The sequence below is a fragment of the Actinomyces oris genome (assembly GCF_001929375.1).
GTDB lineage: Bacteria > Actinomycetota > Actinomycetes > Actinomycetales > Actinomycetaceae > Actinomyces > Actinomyces oris_B.
The window spans coordinates 32,824-49,977 of sequence record NZ_MSGO01000038.1 but is presented as its reverse complement, the minus strand read 5'-3'; the positions used below and the strand labels follow the sequence as shown (position 1 = coordinate 49,977).

The window sequence follows — 17,154 nt, the reverse complement described above, 5'->3', positions numbered from 1 at the left end:
CCGCCCTACAAAACAGGGCCCTACCAGCAGTTATTTCCCTCAAAGACGCCTGTATGACATCACATCACCAGCTCACGAGGGAGCGTTGACGTAAATTATCCTGACCGTTACCGTATTCGTCAGTATGAAGAGTGCGGCGAGTATTGATTATGTTGACGTTTCGCCCGGCGAGGAGACCGGAGACGACGTCGACGTCGACGCTGTCGCACCTCGGACACCCGCCCCTCTCGCTCAGGACGACGCGGTCTCCCCCCTCCTGGTCAGCGCCGATATCCATGCCGTCATGCTGGGACTGTGGGCCTCGGGCCTCAGGTGCGTCATCGTCTACGCCCTGGCTCCCGCCATAGGCGCCGCCGGCCCCCTGGCCGTCGGCACGGCCCTGGTCATTCAGGTCGCCGGCGCCGCCATCAGCGTCAGCGGCGCCCGTTCCCTGTGGCAACGGCGCGAGCGCGGCCACCGCGTCTACGCCCTCATCGCGGCCCTCGCCTGCCTGTGCGCCGCGGCCGCCCTGCTGGCCCCCGCCGGGTCCTAGCCCTCCCCAATGAAGACTGCCATGGATCCCGCCGTCGACCCTCTCCCCTCCCCACCCTCCCGCACCCGCCGGGCGATGGCGCTCGTGCGCCGTTGGCTGTCAGCAGCAACCGGCCTGGGAATGCTGATCATTACTCTCAGCGGCATGCTCCTGCCGCACCAGGCGGAGATCCTGCACTCGCTGAACCCGACCGCCTCCACCCACGACGCCGACCCCGGTCAGGTCTCGTTGCCGCAGGCGGTCGAGACGATCAAGAACGGCCATCCCGACGAACTCGTCCTGTCAGCGACGTGGGACACCGACGTCGTCGAGGTGCGGACCGAGCAGGCCACCTACGCGGTCGATCCCTCCACCGGGCACGAGATCAGCAGGACGTCGGCGACCCCGGCCTGGGTCGCCGCCCTGGACAACCTGCACCGCTGCCTGCTGTCCTGCCAGGGGCCCGGCCACGTGCACTGGCTGTCTCAGGAGATTCCCCACACCGGCTGGGGGGACAGTCACCGGGGCCTGACCATCGGGGGGCTGGTCGTGGCCACCTCGGGGGTGGTTCTCACGGTCCTGACCATCAGCGGACTGCGCACGTGGTGGCCGTTGCAGCGCTATCGACGCACCGCCCTGTCCGCCCGTTGGCGCGCCCGGCGCCTGTCGAGAGACACCGACCTGCTCAAGGCGGCCGGCCTGGTCCTCCTTCCTCTGCTGTTCCTGTGGGGTTATTACGCCAGCGTGTTCAGCATCCGCCCCACCCAACCGCCTGCCCCCGTCCCCATGACCGGATACCAGTCCCGGGCGGAACCGACCAGCACGGACCGGGCTCACGACATCGGGCCGCAGCGCGCCGTCGCTGCCGCGCAGGAGGCGGGCGGCGGGCGGGCCATCGCCCTGTTCCTTCCCCAGCCGGGAGACCCGTCGTCGACCTACACGATCTGGGTCTCGCAAGAAGAGGGGCTCACCCCCCGGCAGTCCCACAGCAACGTCACGGTAACCGTTGACCCCGGCACCGGGCGGGCCACGGTCCCCTCCATGCCCGGCCGCGGGCCGACCACTCGGGCGGGCAAGCACGTATGACACCTGTGCCGCCCCCTGAGTATGTGCCCGTTCCCACATCACAAGACGAGCGGAGATCGGGCCTTTGGTCGCAGATGACCCGCAGGTGGGGGCACAATCGGACCCGTACGGCACCGGAATGAGCCGGCGCCCCTGACTCCAAGACAACGCGAGAAGGACCTAACGTGGCGCGCAGTATCTACATCGCCTCACCCAACGCCGGAACCGGGAAGTCAACGGTGGCCCTCGGGCTGGTCTCCTGTCTGACCAAGGTGGTCGCCAAGGTCGGCGTCTTCCGCCCCTTCGTGGAGAGCCGTGAGGGCGATGCCTTCCTCAGCCTCCTGCTGAACCGTGCCGGCTCCGCCACGCCCGCCGAGCAGTGCGTCGGCGCGACCTGGGACGAGTTCCACGCCGACCCCGAGGAGGCCCTGGCGCGCATCGTCGACGCCTACCGGGCCCTGGCACGCGAGCACGACGTCGTCATCATCGACGGCTCGGACTTCACCGACGTCGCCGGCAACCCCGAGCTGGCCCTCAACGCCCGGGTGGCGGCCAACATCGGCGTCCCGGTGCTGCTGGTGGTCTCCGGGCAGCACGACGTGGAGGACGTCGTCGCCTCCGTGGAGGTCTCCATGGCCGAGATCGCCGACAACCACGCCCGCACCGTCGCGGTCGTGGCCAACAAGTGCCTGCCCGAGACCCGTCAGGCCGTCGGCGAGGCACTGACCGCCATCGAGGGCATCACCTCCACCACGCTGCCCGAGGTGCCGCTGCTGGCGGCCCCGGTGGTGCGCGAGGTGCTCGACGCCGTCGAGGGCACTCTCATCGCCGGTGACGAGACGCTGCTCGACCGCGAGGCCGAGTCCGTCCTCGTGTGCGCCATGGACGTCTCCCACGTCCTGGAGCGCCTGACCGCGGGCCAGCTCGCCATCGTCCCGGCCGACCGCTCCGCCATGCTCATCTCCCTCATGGCCGCCCAGGCCTCCTCGAGCTTCCCGATCCTGTCGGGTCTCATCCTCAACGGCGGCTTCGAGGTGGCGCCCCACGCGCTGCGTCTCCTGGAAGGACTGGACGTCAACATCCCGGTCATCACCTCCCCGCTGGACACCTTCACCGCCGCCTCCGCGGCCGGCTCCCTGCAGGGACTGCTCGCCCACGGCTCCGAACGCAAGATCGACGTCGCTGTGACCACCTTCGAGCAGGAGGCCGACGTCGATGCCCTCCTGTCGGCCCTGGAGGTCGAGCCCTCCGAGGTCGTCACCCCCATCATGTTCCAGGCTGAGCTGGTGGAGCGCTCGCGCACCAACCGCAAGACGATCGTCCTGCCCGAGCCCGACGACGACCGGGTCCTGCGGGCCGCCGACGCCATCCTGCGCCGCGGCATCGCCGAACTGGTGCTGCTGGGCGACGAGACGACGGTACGGGCCCGCGCCACCGAGCTGGGCCTGGACATCGCCGCCGCCCGAGTCGTCGCCACCGACGACCCCGAGCTGTTGGAGAAGTACGCCGAGGAGTTCGCCCGCCTGCGGGCCAAGAAGGGCGTCACCCTGGAGCAGGCCCGTGAGAAGGTCCAGGACGTGTCCTACTTCGGCACGATGATGGTCCACATGGGAGACGCCGACGGCATGGTCTCGGGCGCGGCCCACACCACCGCCCACACGATCGTCCCCTCCTTCCAGATCATCAAGACCAAGCCGGGGACCTCCATCGTCTCCTCGGTCTTCCTCATGCTCCTGAAGGACCGGGTGCTCGTCTACGGCGACTGCGCCGTCAATCCCGAGCCCAATGCCGCCGAGCTGGCCGATATCGCCATCTCCTCGGCCGCCACGGCCCGCCAGTTCGGCGTCGAGCCGCGCGTGGCGATGCTGTCCTTCTCCACCGGGACCTCCGGCAAGGGCGCGGACGTGGACAAGGTCCGTGAGGCCACCGAGCTGGTGCGGGTCAAGGAGCCCGACCTCGCCGTCGAGGGCCCCATCCAGTACGACGCCGCCATCGACCCGACCGTGGCCGCCAAGAAGGCCCCGGACTCGCTCGTGGCCGGGCGGGCCAACGTCTTCATCTTCCCGGACCTGTCCAGCGGCAACATCGGCTACAAGGCGGTCCAGCGCTCCTCAGGCGCCATCGCCATCGGCCCGGTCCTCCAGGGTCTCAACAAGCCGGTCAACGACCTCTCGCGCGGCGCCCTGGTGGAGGACATCATCAACACCGTCGCCATCACCGCCGTCCAGGCCCAGGGCTGAGCCCTCCGGCGGTGTGGGGCCGGACCCCGGTCCCACACCGCCGAGGCCCACCCGGGACCCGCATCAGTCATCCAGTCATCCCCGCGTTCATCCCCGACCGTTCTTGAAAGGCACCCCGTGACTCAGCGCACCGTCCTCGTTATCAACTCCGGCTCCTCCTCCATCAAGTACCAGCTGGTCGACCCCGACTCGGGCGCCTCGCTCGCCTCCGGCCTGGTGGAGCGCATCGGTGAGGAGACCGGCGCCATCACGCACAAGCACGGCGAGGAGCGCACCGAGATCACCGAGCCGGTCCCCGACCACGGCTTCGGCCTGTCCGAGGTGCTGCGCCTGTTCGAGGAGCAGGGCCCCTCGCTGGCCGACGCCCACATCGTGGCCGTGGGCCACCGGGTCGTCCAGGGCGGGCGCTACTTCTCCGGCCCGGCCCTCATCGACGACGAGGTCGTGGCCCGGATCGAGCAGCTCGTGCCGCTGGGCCCGCTGCACAACCCCGCCCACCTCAAGGGAATCGAGGTGGGGCGCCGCCTCCTGTCCGACGTGCCGCACGTGGCCGTCTTCGACACCGCTTTCTTCCAGGACCTGCCCGAGGAGGCCGCCCGCTACGCCCTGGACCGTGAGGTCGCCGACACCTACTCCATCCGCCGCTACGGGGCTCACGGCACCAGCCACCAGTTCGTCTCCGGGGCGGTCTCCGAGTTCCTGGGGCGCGACGACCTCAAGCAGGTCGTCCTGCACCTGGGCAACGGGGCCTCGGCCTCGGCGGTCGTGGCCGGGCACGCCGTGGACACCTCCATGGGCCTGACCCCGCTGGAGGGCCTGGTCATGGGCGGGCGCACCGGCGACATCGACCCGGCCGCCGTCTTCCACCTGGCGAGGGTGGCCGGCATGTCGATCGACGAGATCGACCACCTGTTCAACCGCGGCTCGGGCATGAAGGGTCTGGCCGGGGACAACGACATGCGCGAGGTGTGGAAGCGCATCGGCGCCGGCGAGCAGGAGGCCCGCGAGGCCATGGATATCTACCTGCACCGCCTCGTGAAGTACGTGGGCGCCTACACCGCCGTCATGGGAGGCCTGGACGCCCTGACCTTCACCGCCGGTATCGGTGAGAACGACGCGGACCTGCGTCGCGAGCTCGGCGAGCGCCTGAGCTTCATGGGCGTCAAGATCGACCAGGAGGTCAACGAGACCCGCTCCGATGAGCCGCGCATCGTCTCCGCCCCGGACTCGAAGGTCACGGTGCTCGTGGTGCCCACCAACGAGGAGCTCGCCATCGCCCGCCAGGCGCTCACCCTCATCTGAGCCGCTCCCGGTAGTGCACTCAAGAGTCTGACGTCGAGTCCTCCCGGGCGAGGGCATCAACCGCGGTGCCGCAGCCACCCCACCAGGAAAGGCTGCGGCACCGTCGTCGTCCCCCAGGGGGGACAAACCGGCCGACGGCGGTGCGTGCGCCTCCTGCCGGGGGCTTCCATGGAGTCATGAGCAACGCACCCGTCACCAGCACACCAAGGCCCCCCGCCCCACCGACAACACCCCCGTCCCAGACCGCAGCCATGAACGGGGGCGCCCCAGTTCCCCAACCGGCCGCGCCCTTCGTTCCGGCCCCGGCCGCCCCCGGCGCCGTGCCCGCCCCAGCCGCGCTCGGCGCCGTGCCCGCCCCAGCCGCGCCCTCTCCCTCCGAGGGATACGTGGTGGTCACTGAGGGACTGACCCGCACCTACAACGGCGTCAACGCCGTCGACGGTTTGAACCTGTCAGTACCCGCCGGCGGTATCTACGGCTTCCTGGGCCCCAACGGCGCCGGCAAGTCCACCACGATGAAGCTCCTGCTGGGACTGACCCGCCCGACGTCGGGCAGCATGAGTGTCCTGGGACGCCCGGTCAGCCAACGCCACCCCCTGCCGCCGGGAACCATCGGCTCCCTCATCGAGGGCCCCTCCTACTACCCGAGCCTGACCGGCAAGGAGAACCTGGCCATGGTGGCCTCCTACCTGGGACTGGCCTCCAACCGCGTCCAGCACGCCCTGGCCACCGTCAACCTCATCGGGCAGGAGAACAAGCAGGTCAAGCACTTCTCCATGGGCATGAAGCAGCGCCTGGGGCTGGCCATGGCGCTGCTGTCGAACCCGGCCCTCATGCTCCTGGACGAGCCGACCAACGGGCTCGACCCCGCCGGGGTGGCCGAGATCCGCCAGCTCATCGTCACCCTGGCCCGTCAGGAGGGCGTGACGATCATCGTCTCCTCCCACATCCTGTCCGAGATCGAGCAGATGGCCGACACCGTCGGCATCATCTGCGCCGGACGTCTGCGCTATCAGGGCACCCTGGCCGGGCTGCGCGACGAGGGGGTCATCGAGCTGCTCGTCTCCGAGCCCGCGGCCGTCGCCGCGCTCCTGACCTGCCTCGGGGTGGCCCACGAGGTGCGGGACGGCGCCGTACGCACCCCCATGATGCCCGACGACGTCGTCGGCGAGCTCATCACCCGCATCGTCTCCTCCGGGACGACCGTCTACCGGGTCCAGACCGTGCGCAAGACCCTCGAGCAGGCCTTCCTGGAGCTGACCGAGCCGGTCCTGGCCACCCAGCCGTCCCCCGCCTCCCAGGAGATGAACCGATGAGCACCCCAGTGAGCACAGCGGGCCTGGCGGCCACCATGGTCACGGAGCCAGCACCACCGACACAGCACCTGGCACAACCCTCGACGCAACCGGCAGCGCCGCGCGCACTCCCCGTCGCCCCGCTTAGCCGGGCGTGGACCACCCTGGCCCTCGAGCTGGGCAAGCTGCGCCGCAAGCGCTACTGGCTCATCGCCGCCAGCGCCACCGCCGTGTGCCTGGCATGGTCCAGCATGCTCATCACCCATCGGGCGAGCGGCCCGGTTGCCGCACGCAACGCGACCCTCGGCCTGGATGAGTTCATCCAGATCATCGCCTTCCTCATGCCCCTCATCACCGCGATCCTGGCCTCGCGCATCGTCACCGTGGACACCGAGGAGCGCATGGGCCAGCTGATGACGGCGCTGGGGCAGAGTCCCCTGACCCGCTACCGGGGCAAGCTGGTCGTCGTGATCCTCACGGTCCTGTGCATAGAGGCGAGCATCTTCGTGCTGTTCACCGTGCTGGCAGGCCCGATCGGGCTGACCGTCACCGACTCCTACTGGCGCACACTGCCTCCCGCCCTCGCGGTGGTGGCGTGCTCCACACTGGCCATCTCCGCAGTCCAGCTCACACTGTCCACCTGCTTCGACAAGCAGGGCATCAGCCTGGGTGCGGCGGCCATCGGCGGCCTCATCGCCGAGAGCCTGCCCTACGCCTACCTCGGGAAGTTCTCATGGCTGCTGCCCTGGGGCATCGTTCCGGCCGCCACCCCCATTGACACGGTCGCCTCCTACAAATCCATGAGGGAAAGCGGCGACATGACGCTCGTGTCCCAGCCGTGGACCCTGGCGGCGCTCGCCGCGCTGGTCGCGGTCGGGTGGACCGTCGCCGCCCACCTCGTTATCGTCCACCAGGAGAATCACCGATGAGCACCACCGTCCCCGCAACACACCCCGCTGCAGGCCGGCCCCTCCGGCCCGCTCAGCCCCCGTCAGCGCTCCCCGGCCCCTCCGGCCCGTCCACAACGTCGCAGCCGACCGGCCTGAGCCGGCCTGCTCCGTGCGCCCCCCAGCCCCACCCGTCGGTGCGAGCCGCCTGGTACTGGGAGAACCGCAAGTCCCCCAACCGGTGGTACTGGGTCGCCGTCACCGTCCTGTGCTCCCTGGCCTCCCTGTCCGGCTACCTGCAGTACCACGCCTACCGCAACCAGTTCGAGGCCCAGGGCGTCACCTGGGAGATCACGTGGTCCCAGTCCACGCTCCTGCTCTCAATGGTGTTCCTGCCGCTGGCGCTGGGTGCCTTCGCCGCGCAGATCGCCAGCAGTGAGCACCAGGGGAGGAACTGGCAGCGGATGAGCGCCACCGGGCTGGAGACCACCATGGTTGCGGGCAAGCTGCTGCACGGGCTCCAGGTCGCGGTCCTCACCACCGCGGTCCTGGTCCTGACCACCGCGGTGGCGGGCCTCGCCTCGGGCTTCAGCCTGGTGGGCCTGGGCGCCTACCTGCCGCGCTTCGCCGTCGTCGCACTGGGAATGTGGGTCATCCTCACCTTCGTCACCTGGCTGGGCGCAGTCATGACGTCCTTCGCCACCACGATGACCACGGTGCTGCTGAGCATCATTGCGGGGATGGCGATGCTTCTCGTGGCTCGACCGCTGAGCGTCCTCAACCCCGCAGCCTCACTGACCCGAACCACGTCGGCCCTGAGCCCGGGCAACGTGACCTCACCGGGCGCCGCAGCACTCGAGGGCGTCATCTGCCTGGTGTGGGTGGTCCTGCTGGCCCTGGCTCTGCGCCGCGCAGCGAGGCGCCAGTCATGAGCCGCGTTCCCGCAGCGCCCGGCTCGGCACACGCCTCCCGGGTCCCACGGACCCTCCTGGACCGGGTGGCTCAGTGGTGGCGCACCAGCACCCTGACCCTGTGGGCGGTGGCCGGGGCCGCGGGCCTCTTCCAGCTGATGGTGCTGAACGTGGCCTCGTACACCTACCCGCACCTGCCCCTGCGGGGTTGGGTCATCATCGCCCTGCTGCTCGCCGGATCGCTGCTGGCCCGACGCCGCTGGCCCCTGGCCGTCGTCGTCGTCACGAGCCTGGCCTCGGCCGCCGTCGACCTGTGGGGTCCCTTCGGTGGCCTGTTCCTGCTGTCCATGCTGGCCCTCTACGCCCTGCTTGTCACCGCCTCCACCCGTGACCGGCTCATCGGCTTCAGCATCTGCGCGCTGTGCGACCTCATTCCAGCGGCGCTGGCCAAGTGGCCGCAGGAGGACGCGTTGAGCCCTGAGATCGTCGCCCTGGTCTTCGTGCTCGCGGTGGCCTCGATCTCCCGCTCACGCCGGGAGGCCCTGGAGCACGGGGACGACCAGCTGGCGGCGCATTCCGCCGAGCAGCGGCTGGTCGCTCAGCGTGACGCCGCCCGCCACCAGGCCCGGGTGGCGGCCGAGCTCCACGACTCCGTGGGCCATGCCCTGACCGCGATCATCGCCCTGTCCGAGGGGATGCAGGGGGCCGGCGGCAGCCCGCAGACCGATGAGGCCATCGACATGATGAACACCCTGGCCCGCGAGGGCCTGGCGGACACCAGGCGCGCCGTCGCCTCGCTCCAGGCGGCACCGGGCCCCTCCCCCGACGACGCCGCCGTGTACCCGGCCTGCCTGGGCACGGAGCACAGGCCGATCCCCGGGGGCGCACCCGGATGGGACCGGCTCACCGACCTGCTGACCACGGTGAGAGCCACCGGCATCAGCGCGGCCCTCACCGAGACCGGCAGGCGCCCCCTCCACGCCCCGGGCAGCCATGCCCTCGGGGAGGTCGTCTATGTCGTCGTCCGGGAGGCCCTGACCAACGTCATGCGCCACGCCGAGGGCGCCACGCGCGTCGTCGTCTCCCTGGACCATGACCAGTCCGCCACCCGGATCACCGTGTCCGACGACGGTCGCGGCGCTCAGCCAGACCGCGCAGACGGCTTCCCGGGCTCATCTCAGGCACCGGCGGCGGCCGGCCACGGGCTGGCCAACCTGGCTGCCGCGGTCGGCGAGCACGGTGGCACGCTGTCCGCCGGCCCCGCAACCGATGAGGGCGTATCCGGCTGGGTGCTGCACGCCCTCGTCCCCTTCCCGGAAGGTGCGCCGCTATGAGTTCATCCGCCCCCTCCGGGCCTGGCACCGGGGGCTCATCGAGCGGCCTCAGGCCGATCACGGTGATGATCGTCGATGACCAGCGAGCCACCCGCATGGGCCTGTCCCTCATCATCAACCGGGCCGACGACCTGCAGGTCACGGCCGAGGCCGTCCACGGTCAGGACGCGCTCGACCAGCTCGCCGCCCTGCTTGAGGAGCGCCGGCCGCTTCCCGACGTCGTCCTCATGGACGTGCGCATGCCGGTGCTCAACGGGATCGATGCGACGGCCCGCATCTCCCAGCTCTACCCCTCGATCCGGGTCCTGGTGCTGACCACCTACGACCAGGACGAGTTCGCCTTCGGGGCGCTGTCGGCCGGCGCCTCCGGCTTCCTGCTCAAGGACACCCGCACGGCCGAGCTCCACCAGGCGCTGAGGGCGGTCAGCTCCGGGGACGCGATCCTCACTCCGCGCGTCACCCGAGAGCTGCTCAACCGGCACATGCTCAGCCCCGTGGCCTCACCCCGTCAGCGCGCGGCACGCCAGCACCTCGACGATCTCAGCCCCCGTGAGCGCGAGGTGGCCGACCTGGTGGCCCAGGGGCTGACGAACGCGGAGATCGCTCAACGCCTCGTCCTGGCCCCGGACTCGGTCAAGAAGAACGTCACCCGGATCCTGACCAAGCTGGACCTGCGCGACCGGGTCCAGCTCGTCATCCTCATGCGCGACGCCCAGTCCTGAGCCTCCGCCCCGCCCCCTCAGGCCGCGGTGGCCAGGGCCAGGGCCGGCTGCTGCGCCGGGGCCCGGTAGACGAGGCGGGACTGGGCCAGGTAGTTGACGACGAAGAGCGTGGAGTCGACGAGCACCTTGGCCAGCCACAAGGGCGCGCCGGCGCCGGTGAGGACTGAGATGCCGGCGTAGGAGGTCGCCGCGACGCCGCCCTGGACCGCCGCGTAGCCGCCGGCCGAGCGCCAGAAGGTCTCCGGGCCGGCCCCGAACAGGCGCCGGTTGAGCAGGAAGCCCAGAGTGCAGGAGACGATCCGGGCTCCGACGACGGCGTAGAGGACCGAGTCGGTCAGCGAGTTGAGGATGAGGACCAGCGCGTAGTCAACGCTCCAGCCGGTGAAGGACACGGCGGCGAAGAGGACGACCGTGGGAACCCGACGGCGCAGGCCGGCCAGGCGGCCCAGGATCGTCGGGCGGGCAGCGGGGAGGGCGGGGCTCGTCGTCGTCATGGCAGTAAGCCTCGCCGGAGGCCTTGTGCCACGTGTTTGACGGACCTGTGCCGTTTCTGTGAGAGACGGCCACCGGGGCCCTACGGACTCTGCACCCCGTTCCTCAGCCTTCAGAACAGGGCGTCGGTCTGCGGCGCGGCGGGGGCACTCGACGACGCCGCACTCGGCACCTGCGCCGTCCCGTGACTTCCCAGTACCCGGCCACCACGGGTCCAGCCCGGCCCCGTGGGCACCGGGCGGCCCTGCTGGAAGGCGGTGGCGGCGCCGCGGGCCCGGGAGTCGGCGGCCTCATTCATGGGGTGGCCAACGTGCCCGCGCACCCACTCGAAGCGCACGGTGCGCCCCGCGAGCGCGGCGTCGAGGTCCTTGACGAGGTCGGCATTGAGGACCGGCTTGCCGTCTGCCTTGCGCCAGCCGCGCTTCTTCCAGCCGTGGCGCCACTTGGTCAGGGAGTTGATGACGTACTGGGAGTCGCACTGGATGAGGAGCTCCTCGCCGGCGAGCCCGGCGGCCTCGGTGGCCCGCAGGAGCTCCAGGACGGCGGTGAGCTCGCCGCGGTTGTTGGTCGAGCTCTCCCAGCCTCCGGCGGCCCAGCAGTCGTCATCCACGTACCAGGCCCAGCCGGCCGGTCCCGGGTTGCCCAGGGAGGAGCCGTCGGCAGCAGCAGTCAGCGTCATGGAGGGCACTCTACCCAGCCTCCCCGATGCACCTCGGACAGGTTCAACCCCCCGTGCCGTCATCGGCACCGTGCTAACCTGCCACACAGCAAGAATGATCTTGCTCACCTGCAACAGATCCCCCGAGAGGTACACCGATGTCCTCCACGCTGAACGCTCTGTCAGCCTCGTCAGCGTCATCCGGCACACTCATCGCCGCACGCTGGTACGACTACATCCCCATCGCGATCTACTTCGCCTTCGTCATCGGCGTCGGGCTCATCGCCCGAGCCAAGGCGGCCACATCCGACGGATTCCTCACCTCGGGTCGATCCCTGCCGGCCTGGGTGACCGGTATCGCCTTCGTCTCGGCGAACCTCGGCGCCGTCGAGATCATGGGGATGTCCGCCAACGGCGCCCAGTACGGCATGCCGACCTTCCACTACTTCTGGATCGGCGCGGTCCCGGCCATGATCTTCCTGGGCCTGGTCATGATGCCCTTCTACTACGGCTCCAAGGTGCGCTCGGTGCCCGAGTTCATGCTCAAGCGCTACGGCACTGCCGCGCACCTGGTCAACGCGCTCAGCTTCGCTCTGGCCCAGCTGCTCATCGCCGGTATCAACCTGTACCTGCTGGGCAAGATCATGAACTGGCTGCTGGGATGGCCCCTGTGGGTGGGGCTCATCGTGGCCGCCGTCATCGTCTTCTCCTACATCACCATGGGTGGGCTCTCCGCGGCGATCTACAACGAGGTCCTCCAGTTCTTCGTCATTGTGGCCGCCCTGCTGCCCCTGACCCTCATCGGACTGCACCGCGTGGGCGGCTGGCAGGGCCTGACCGGCAAGATCACCGAAGCCGCCGAGGCCACCTACCCTCACAATGCTGCCAAGGCCGCCCAGGTCGCGGCTCAGCAGCTGCACTCCTGGCCCGGCAACTCGATCTCCGGCTTCGGCTCCGACATCATGTCGGTGATCGGCCTGGTCTTCGGTCTGGGGTTCGTGCTGTCCTTCGGCTACTGGACGACGAACTTCGTCGAGGTGCAGCGGGCCATGGCCTCGGACTCGATCTCCTCGGCCCAGTCGACCCCGATCATCGGCACCTTCGTCAAGATGTTCGTGCCCTTCCTCGTCATCGTCCCGGGCATGGTCGCCGGTGTCATGGTCAGGGAGGTCCAGCTGCTCAAGTCCGGGGCCAACACGCCCTACCAGTACAACGACGCGGTCCTCTACCTCATGCGCGACCTGCTGCCCAACGGGCTGCTGGGTCTGGCGATCACGGGTCTGCTGGCCTCCTTCATGGCGGGCATGGCGGCGAACATCTCCGCCTTCAACACCGTGTGGGGCGTGGACATCTACCAGCACTACCTCAAGAAGGACGCCGACGACGCCCACTACCTCATGGTCGGCAAGCTCTCGACCCTGACGGCCTCGGTGGTCGCGATCCTCACCGCGATCATCGCGTCGAGCTACTCCAACCTCATGGACTACCTCCAGACGCTGTTCTCGATGTTCAACGCGCCGCTGTTCGCAACCTTCATCATCGGGATGTTCTGGAAGCGGGCCACTCCGCATGCCGGTTGGATCGGCCTCATCGGTGGAACCCTGAGCGCCCTGGCGGTCAACATCCTCATCTGGACCAAGCACCTGGTCATGCCGGGGCAGGGCGGCGCCTTTCTGGCGGCGGGCGTGGCCTTCACCGTCGACGTCGTCATCACGGTACTGGTCTCCCTGGCCACTGAGCCGAAGCCCGACTCCGAGCTCAAGGGCTTCGTCTACGCCCTGACCCCCAAGAGCGAGCGCACCGACCCGCACCTGCACGAGCTGCCCTGGTACCGCCGTCCGATCCCGCTGGGGATCATCGCCGGGGTCATGGTCATCGCACTCAACAGCATCTTCCACTAGATACGGCCGGATACACGAAGGAGAACACTCATGAGCAATCGTTCACTCACGGACATCCGGGCGGTCATCACCGGTGCTCTGGGGCTCATCGGCCTCTACCTGGTGGCGTGCTCGGTCCTGTTCAACAGTGCCGAGGAGATGGACAAGACCGGAGGTATCAACGCCAACCTGTGGTCGGGCCTGGGTCTGCTGGCCATTGCCGCGGGCATGGGTCTGTGGTGGTGGATCAAGCCGAACCCCTCCGGAGGCGAGCAGGGCTGAGACTGGCGGGGCCGCACTGGGCCAGCACCAGTGAGGGCCGCCTGCCCATCACATCCCATCCGATCGACGGCGTCGCCGCAGCCTCCCGTTGCGACGGCGCCGTCGTCACGCCCGCATCCAGGACCGGGCAGTGCCGCCAGGCCCCTTGTCGTCGGTGGTGTTTGCTAGGGTCTCGACCATGCTCGATCTGAACGCCCAGCCCGACGGACTGAGAATCCCCGACGAGCTGCTCGGGGGTGTGGTTGGCCCCGAGCTCGAGGAGTACATCCGCGACCTCATCTGGATGCAGCTCGTGCGCGGGAATGACTGCATCAACGACCACGCCTTCGAGATCGCCTGCGCAGTGGAGGACGAGGGCGACGGTACGCTGTCCGACGAGCAGAGCCGCGCCATCGCCCAGTACCTCATCGATGCGCGCCGCACCCAGCAGGCGGGATTCGGGGACGTGCCCGCCACCAGGCTGGACCGCGCCTTCGAGGCACTGCGGAGGGCCCACGTCGTCGCGGAGCAGGATTTCGCCTGCTGCAACAACTGCGGACACGCGGAGATCGAGGGCGGCCAGGACGACCTGGGGTACGTGTTCTTCCACCAGCAGGACACCGAGCGCCTCGTGGAGAGCGGCAGCACCTACCTCAGCTTCGGTATCTTCTGGCCCGCTCACATCAGCAAGGAGGCGTACAAGGCCCTGGACGACTCCCGGCGCGAGGAGCTCTACGACACCATGACCGTCACGCTGATGAGGACCGTCGTCATCCCGATCCTCCAGGAACACGGCATCGGCGTCAGCTGGGAGGGAGACGCGAACACCCGTATGCTCCTGACCGGCGTCGAGTGGTATGTCCCGCTGCCCCCAGCGGGACAGGGCTGAGGACGGGACCGCTCAGCCCGGGACGGGCCCCACGGGCTCGGGGCGAAGCCTCTGCGGCCCGGCCGGCGGCCGGGTGGTGCACCGGTGGCGTCGCTGTCCGCGAAGGAACGACGGGGGCGCGCCCCGCAGTGGAGCGCGCCCCCGTCGACTGGACCTGTTCTCAGGCGTCCAGGTCGGTCTCCAGGAGGGCCTTGAGGTCCTCGAGGGCCGCCTCGGCGCCGTCGGCGTCGGAGGCCAGGGTGACGACGTCGCCGAAGCCTGCGCCCAGAGTCATCACACCGAGGATGGAGGAGGCGTCAACCGCAGCGCCGCCCTCCTTGGCGATGGTGACTGGGACGCCCTTCTCGGCGACGGCCTTGACGAAGGTGGCGGCGGGACGGGCGTGCAGACCGACCTTGGAAGCGATGGTGGCGGTGACCTGGGCCATGTGAAGCTCCTTGTGACATGTGGGGTCTAACGGTGCGGGAACCGAATCACGCCCCGCGCCGGTGTGAGCAGCGCGATGGCTGCCGTCCTGGCTGAGACTACCCGAGATCACGGCTCAGTTGCACTGTTCCACCCCTCAAAACCACGGTTTGTCGTGGAGGCACTCTCAAGAACCGGTGTAGGGCGCCAGGACGACCTCGACCCGCTGGAGCTCCTTGACGTCCGCATAACCGGTGGTGGCCAGGGTGCGGCGCAGGGCGCCCATGAGGTTGAGCGTGCCGTCGGCGCGGTCGGAGGGGCCGTTGAGGATCTCGGCCATGGTGCCGACCGTGCCCACATGGCTGCGGAATCCCCGCGGCAGGCGCTCATGGCGGGCCTCGGCGCCCCAGTGGTAGCCGCCGCCGGGCGCCTCCTCGGCCCGGGCCAGGGCGGCCCCGAGCATGACGGCGTCCGCGCCGCAGGCGATGGCCTTGACGACGTCGCCGGAGTTGCCCACCGAGCCGTCGGCGATGACGTGGACGTAGCGGCCCCCGGACTCATCGAGGTAGTCGCGCCGGGCCCCGGCGACGTCGGCCACGGCGGTGGCCATGGGCATGTGCAGCCCCAGGACCTGGCGCACGGAGGAGGAGGCACCGCCGCCCTGTCCCACGAGGACCCCGGCCGCGCCAGTGCGCATGAGGTGGAGGGCGGCGGTGTAGGTGGTCACCCCGCCGACGACCACGGGCACGTCGAGCTCGTAGATGAAGCGCTTGAGGTTGAGGGGCTCGACGGATCCCGAGACGTGCTCGGCCGACACGAAGGAGCCGCGGATGACCATGAGGTCCACGCCGGCCTCGACCACGGTGCGCCAGTGGCGCTGCGTCTGGGCGGGGCTGAGCCGCCCGGCGACGACGACGCCGGAGGCACGGATCTGGGTGAGCCGCTCAGTGATGAGCTCGGGTCTGACCGGAGCGCGGTAGACCTCCTGCAGGACGCTGGTGGCCCGGGACGGATCGGCCCGGCGGATGCGCTCGAGGGCTTCGGCGGGGTCCTCGTAGCGGGTCCACAGCCCCTCCAGGTCCAGCACGCCGATCCCGCCCAGACGTCCCACCATGATGGCGGTCTCGGGGCTCATCACCGAGTCCATGGGGGAGGCCATGACCGGCAGGTCCACGTGGTAGGCGTCGATCTGCCAGCCCACGCGCACCTCGGAGGTGTCTCGAGTGCGACGCGCCGGCACCAGGGCGATGTCGTCGAAGGAGTAGGCGCGCAGGGCACGCTTGGAGCGTCCGATCTCGACCTCTGTGCTCATGGCCTGATCCTAGTGGGACCGGTCCGGTATCCACCGGAGCGACCGGCGGGGCGGCCACGTGCACGCTGGCGCCAGAGGCAGGCCAGGGCACACTGGCGCCGGCGCATTGATGTCGTACCCCGGTGGCATGCTGGCCCCATGAGCACCCCGCACTCCTCCTCCGCGTCCGACGCCGCCGCCGTTCCCTCCGCCTGGCCACTGGGCCCCCTGCTCGGCTTCGACACCGAGACCACCGGAGTGGATCCTTGCGGGGACCGTCTGGTCACGGCGGCGCTCGTCTGGCGGGCGGCGCCTCAGGCCGACGGCGTCCGGCCGCAGTCGGTGACCACGTGGCTCGCCGATCCCGGAGTGGAGATCCCCCAGGCCGCCTCCGCAGTCCACGGCGTGACCACCGAGCGGGCCCGCGCCGAGGGACGGCCGGTGACCGAGGTGCTGGCAGAGGTCAGCGAGCACCTGGTGGCGGCAATGACGGTCGGCACCCCGGTCGTCGCCTTCAACGCCTCCTACGACCTCACTCTCATGGAGGCCGAGCTCGCTCGCCACGGACTGCCCACGATGCGCTCGCGCCTTGGCCGCGAGCTGGGGCCCATCGCCGACCCGCTGGTCCTGGACCGGGCCGTGGATCGCTACCGCCGCGGCAAGCGCCGCCTGGGCGACCTCTGCGAGGTCTACGGCGTGCGCGTCGATGAGGCCCTGCACACCGCGGAGGTGGACGTGGCCGCCACACTCGATGTTCTCGAGGCCCTGGCCGCGGTCCACCCGCGGATCTCCGAGCTCGGTCCCGATGAGCTCGTGGCCTTCCAGGCCCGAGCCCACCGCACCTGGGCGGAGTCCTTCAACGAGTGGCTGGCGCGCCGCAACCCCTCACGGACGCCGGCCCAGACCGCCTGGCCCCTGCCGGACTCCCCCATGTGCTGAGTCCCTCCGCGCTCGCCTGCCGCACAACCAGCGGGGGCACCCAGGCACAGAGGGAGCCGGCCGGATCACTCC

General features: G+C 69.8%; 17 protein-coding genes. 13 read left to right on the top strand and 4 right to left on the bottom strand.

Annotated features, from left to right (window positions below; translation table 11 throughout):
• Window positions 1-124: 124 nt before the first annotated feature.
• The 9 genes from BKH32_RS09045 (at window position 125) to BKH32_RS09005 (ending at window position 10,267) form a co-directional block, all read left to right on the top strand.
• Window positions 125-532: a hypothetical protein gene (locus BKH32_RS09045; protein ID WP_075249717.1), complete on the top strand. Its 408-nt coding sequence runs from the start codon at window positions 125-127 to the stop codon at window positions 530-532.
• Window positions 533-553: 21 nt separating this feature from the next.
• Complete coding sequence (locus BKH32_RS09040) at window positions 554-1,597, top strand: PepSY-associated TM helix domain-containing protein (protein ID WP_075249716.1); 1,044 nt, start codon at window positions 554-556, stop codon at window positions 1,595-1,597.
• A 164-nt stretch (window positions 1,598-1,761) separates the two neighbouring features.
• Window positions 1,762-3,816, top strand: coding sequence for a phosphate acetyltransferase (gene pta, locus BKH32_RS09035; protein WP_075249715.1), 2,055 nt, complete (start codon window positions 1,762-1,764; stop codon window positions 3,814-3,816).
• 117 nt (window positions 3,817-3,933) lie between these two features.
• Window positions 3,934-5,118: an acetate/propionate family kinase gene (locus tag BKH32_RS09030; protein ID WP_075249714.1), complete on the top strand. Its 1,185-nt coding sequence runs from the start codon at window positions 3,934-3,936 to the stop codon at window positions 5,116-5,118.
• 386 nt (window positions 5,119-5,504) lie between these two features.
• Window positions 5,505-6,434 (top strand): ABC transporter ATP-binding protein, encoded by a 930-nt coding sequence (locus tag BKH32_RS09025; protein ID WP_075249713.1) that lies wholly within the window; start codon window positions 5,505-5,507, stop codon window positions 6,432-6,434.
• Entirely contained in the window at window positions 6,431-7,342 is a 912-nt protein-coding gene (locus BKH32_RS09020; protein WP_075249712.1) for an ABC transporter permease, read from the top strand. The genes BKH32_RS09025 and BKH32_RS09020 overlap by 4 nt, the downstream gene beginning before the upstream one ends.
• The gene (locus BKH32_RS09015; RefSeq protein WP_075249711.1) at window positions 7,339-8,232 is read left to right on the top strand and encodes an ABC transporter permease; all 894 of its coding nucleotides are present in this window, start codon (window positions 7,339-7,341) and stop codon (window positions 8,230-8,232) included. The genes BKH32_RS09020 and BKH32_RS09015 overlap by 4 nt, the downstream gene beginning before the upstream one ends.
• A complete protein-coding gene (locus tag BKH32_RS09010; protein ID WP_075249710.1) occupies window positions 8,229-9,545 on the top strand; it encodes a sensor histidine kinase in 1,317 nt (438 codons plus the stop codon). The genes BKH32_RS09015 and BKH32_RS09010 overlap by 4 nt, the downstream gene beginning before the upstream one ends.
• Window positions 9,542-10,267 (top strand): response regulator transcription factor, encoded by a 726-nt coding sequence (locus tag BKH32_RS09005; protein ID WP_075249709.1) that lies wholly within the window; start codon window positions 9,542-9,544, stop codon window positions 10,265-10,267. The genes BKH32_RS09010 and BKH32_RS09005 overlap by 4 nt, the downstream gene beginning before the upstream one ends.
• Before the next feature lie 17 nt (window positions 10,268-10,284).
• Here the strand turns inward: BKH32_RS09005 and BKH32_RS09000 are convergent, their stop codons facing one another.
• Window positions 10,285-10,761, bottom strand: a complete 477-nt coding sequence (locus BKH32_RS09000; protein ID WP_075249708.1) for a GtrA family protein — start codon at window positions 10,759-10,761, stop codon at window positions 10,285-10,287.
• Window positions 10,762-10,871: 110 nt separating this feature from the next.
• Window positions 10,872-11,438: a ribonuclease H family protein gene (locus BKH32_RS08995; protein ID WP_075249707.1), complete on the bottom strand. Its 567-nt coding sequence runs from the start codon at window positions 11,436-11,438 to the stop codon at window positions 10,872-10,874.
• A gap of 137 nt (window positions 11,439-11,575) precedes the next feature.
• On the opposite strand from BKH32_RS08995, the gene BKH32_RS08990 reads away from it, so the two are divergent.
• From BKH32_RS08990 to BKH32_RS08980, 3 genes are all read left to right on the top strand, one after another.
• Window positions 11,576-13,318, top strand: a complete 1,743-nt coding sequence (locus tag BKH32_RS08990; RefSeq protein WP_075249706.1) for a sodium:solute symporter family protein — start codon at window positions 11,576-11,578, stop codon at window positions 13,316-13,318.
• A gap of 30 nt (window positions 13,319-13,348) precedes the next feature.
• Window positions 13,349-13,579 (top strand): hypothetical protein, encoded by a 231-nt coding sequence (locus BKH32_RS08985; RefSeq protein ID WP_075249705.1) that lies wholly within the window; start codon window positions 13,349-13,351, stop codon window positions 13,577-13,579.
• 178 nt (window positions 13,580-13,757) lie between these two features.
• Entirely contained in the window at window positions 13,758-14,447 is a 690-nt protein-coding gene (locus BKH32_RS08980) for a DUF6891 domain-containing protein (protein WP_075249704.1), read from the top strand.
• 160 nt (window positions 14,448-14,607) lie between these two features.
• Here the strand turns inward: BKH32_RS08980 and BKH32_RS08975 are convergent, their stop codons facing one another.
• Together BKH32_RS08975 and BKH32_RS08970 are read right to left on the bottom strand one after the other, a co-directional pair.
• A complete protein-coding gene (locus BKH32_RS08975; RefSeq protein WP_010614584.1) occupies window positions 14,608-14,874 on the bottom strand; it encodes an HPr family phosphocarrier protein in 267 nt (88 codons plus the stop codon).
• 165 nt (window positions 14,875-15,039) lie between these two features.
• The gene (locus BKH32_RS08970; protein ID WP_075249702.1) at window positions 15,040-16,164 is read right to left on the bottom strand and encodes a GuaB3 family IMP dehydrogenase-related protein; all 1,125 of its coding nucleotides are present in this window, start codon (window positions 16,162-16,164) and stop codon (window positions 15,040-15,042) included.
• 138 nt (window positions 16,165-16,302) lie between these two features.
• Between BKH32_RS08970 and BKH32_RS08965 the strand changes: the two genes are divergently transcribed.
• Window positions 16,303-17,082 carry an exonuclease domain-containing protein gene (locus tag BKH32_RS08965; RefSeq protein WP_075249700.1) on the top strand — a complete coding sequence of 260 codons (780 nt, stop codon included), beginning with the start codon at window positions 16,303-16,305 and terminating at the stop codon, window positions 17,080-17,082.
• Window positions 17,083-17,154: the final 72 nt, after the last annotated feature.

Coding starts and splice junctions, on each gene's coding strand:
- BKH32_RS09000 (WP_075249708.1), bottom strand. CDS start 10,761: ATGACGACGACGAGCCCCGCCCTCCCCGCTGCCCGCCCGACGATCCTG.
- BKH32_RS09005 (WP_075249709.1), top strand. CDS start 9,542: ATGAGTTCATCCGCCCCCTCCGGGCCTGGCACCGGGGGCTCATCGAGC.
- BKH32_RS08970 (WP_075249702.1), bottom strand. CDS start 16,164: ATGAGCACAGAGGTCGAGATCGGACGCTCCAAGCGTGCCCTGCGCGCC.
- BKH32_RS08995 (WP_075249707.1), bottom strand. CDS start 11,438: ATGACGCTGACTGCTGCTGCCGACGGCTCCTCCCTGGGCAACCCGGGA.
- BKH32_RS09020 (WP_075249712.1), top strand. CDS start 6,431: ATGAGCACCCCAGTGAGCACAGCGGGCCTGGCGGCCACCATGGTCACG.
- BKH32_RS09010 (WP_075249710.1), top strand. CDS start 8,229: ATGAGCCGCGTTCCCGCAGCGCCCGGCTCGGCACACGCCTCCCGGGTC.
- BKH32_RS08975 (WP_010614584.1), bottom strand. CDS start 14,874: ATGGCCCAGGTCACCGCCACCATCGCTTCCAAGGTCGGTCTGCACGCC.
- BKH32_RS08980 (WP_075249704.1), top strand. CDS start 13,758: ATGCTCGATCTGAACGCCCAGCCCGACGGACTGAGAATCCCCGACGAG.
- BKH32_RS09040 (WP_075249716.1), top strand. CDS start 554: ATGGATCCCGCCGTCGACCCTCTCCCCTCCCCACCCTCCCGCACCCGC.
- BKH32_RS09015 (WP_075249711.1), top strand. CDS start 7,339: ATGAGCACCACCGTCCCCGCAACACACCCCGCTGCAGGCCGGCCCCTC.
- BKH32_RS09045 (WP_075249717.1), top strand. CDS start 125: ATGAAGAGTGCGGCGAGTATTGATTATGTTGACGTTTCGCCCGGCGAG.
- BKH32_RS08985 (WP_075249705.1), top strand. CDS start 13,349: ATGAGCAATCGTTCACTCACGGACATCCGGGCGGTCATCACCGGTGCT.
- BKH32_RS08965 (WP_075249700.1), top strand. CDS start 16,303: ATGAGCACCCCGCACTCCTCCTCCGCGTCCGACGCCGCCGCCGTTCCC.
- BKH32_RS08990 (WP_075249706.1), top strand. CDS start 11,576: ATGTCCTCCACGCTGAACGCTCTGTCAGCCTCGTCAGCGTCATCCGGC.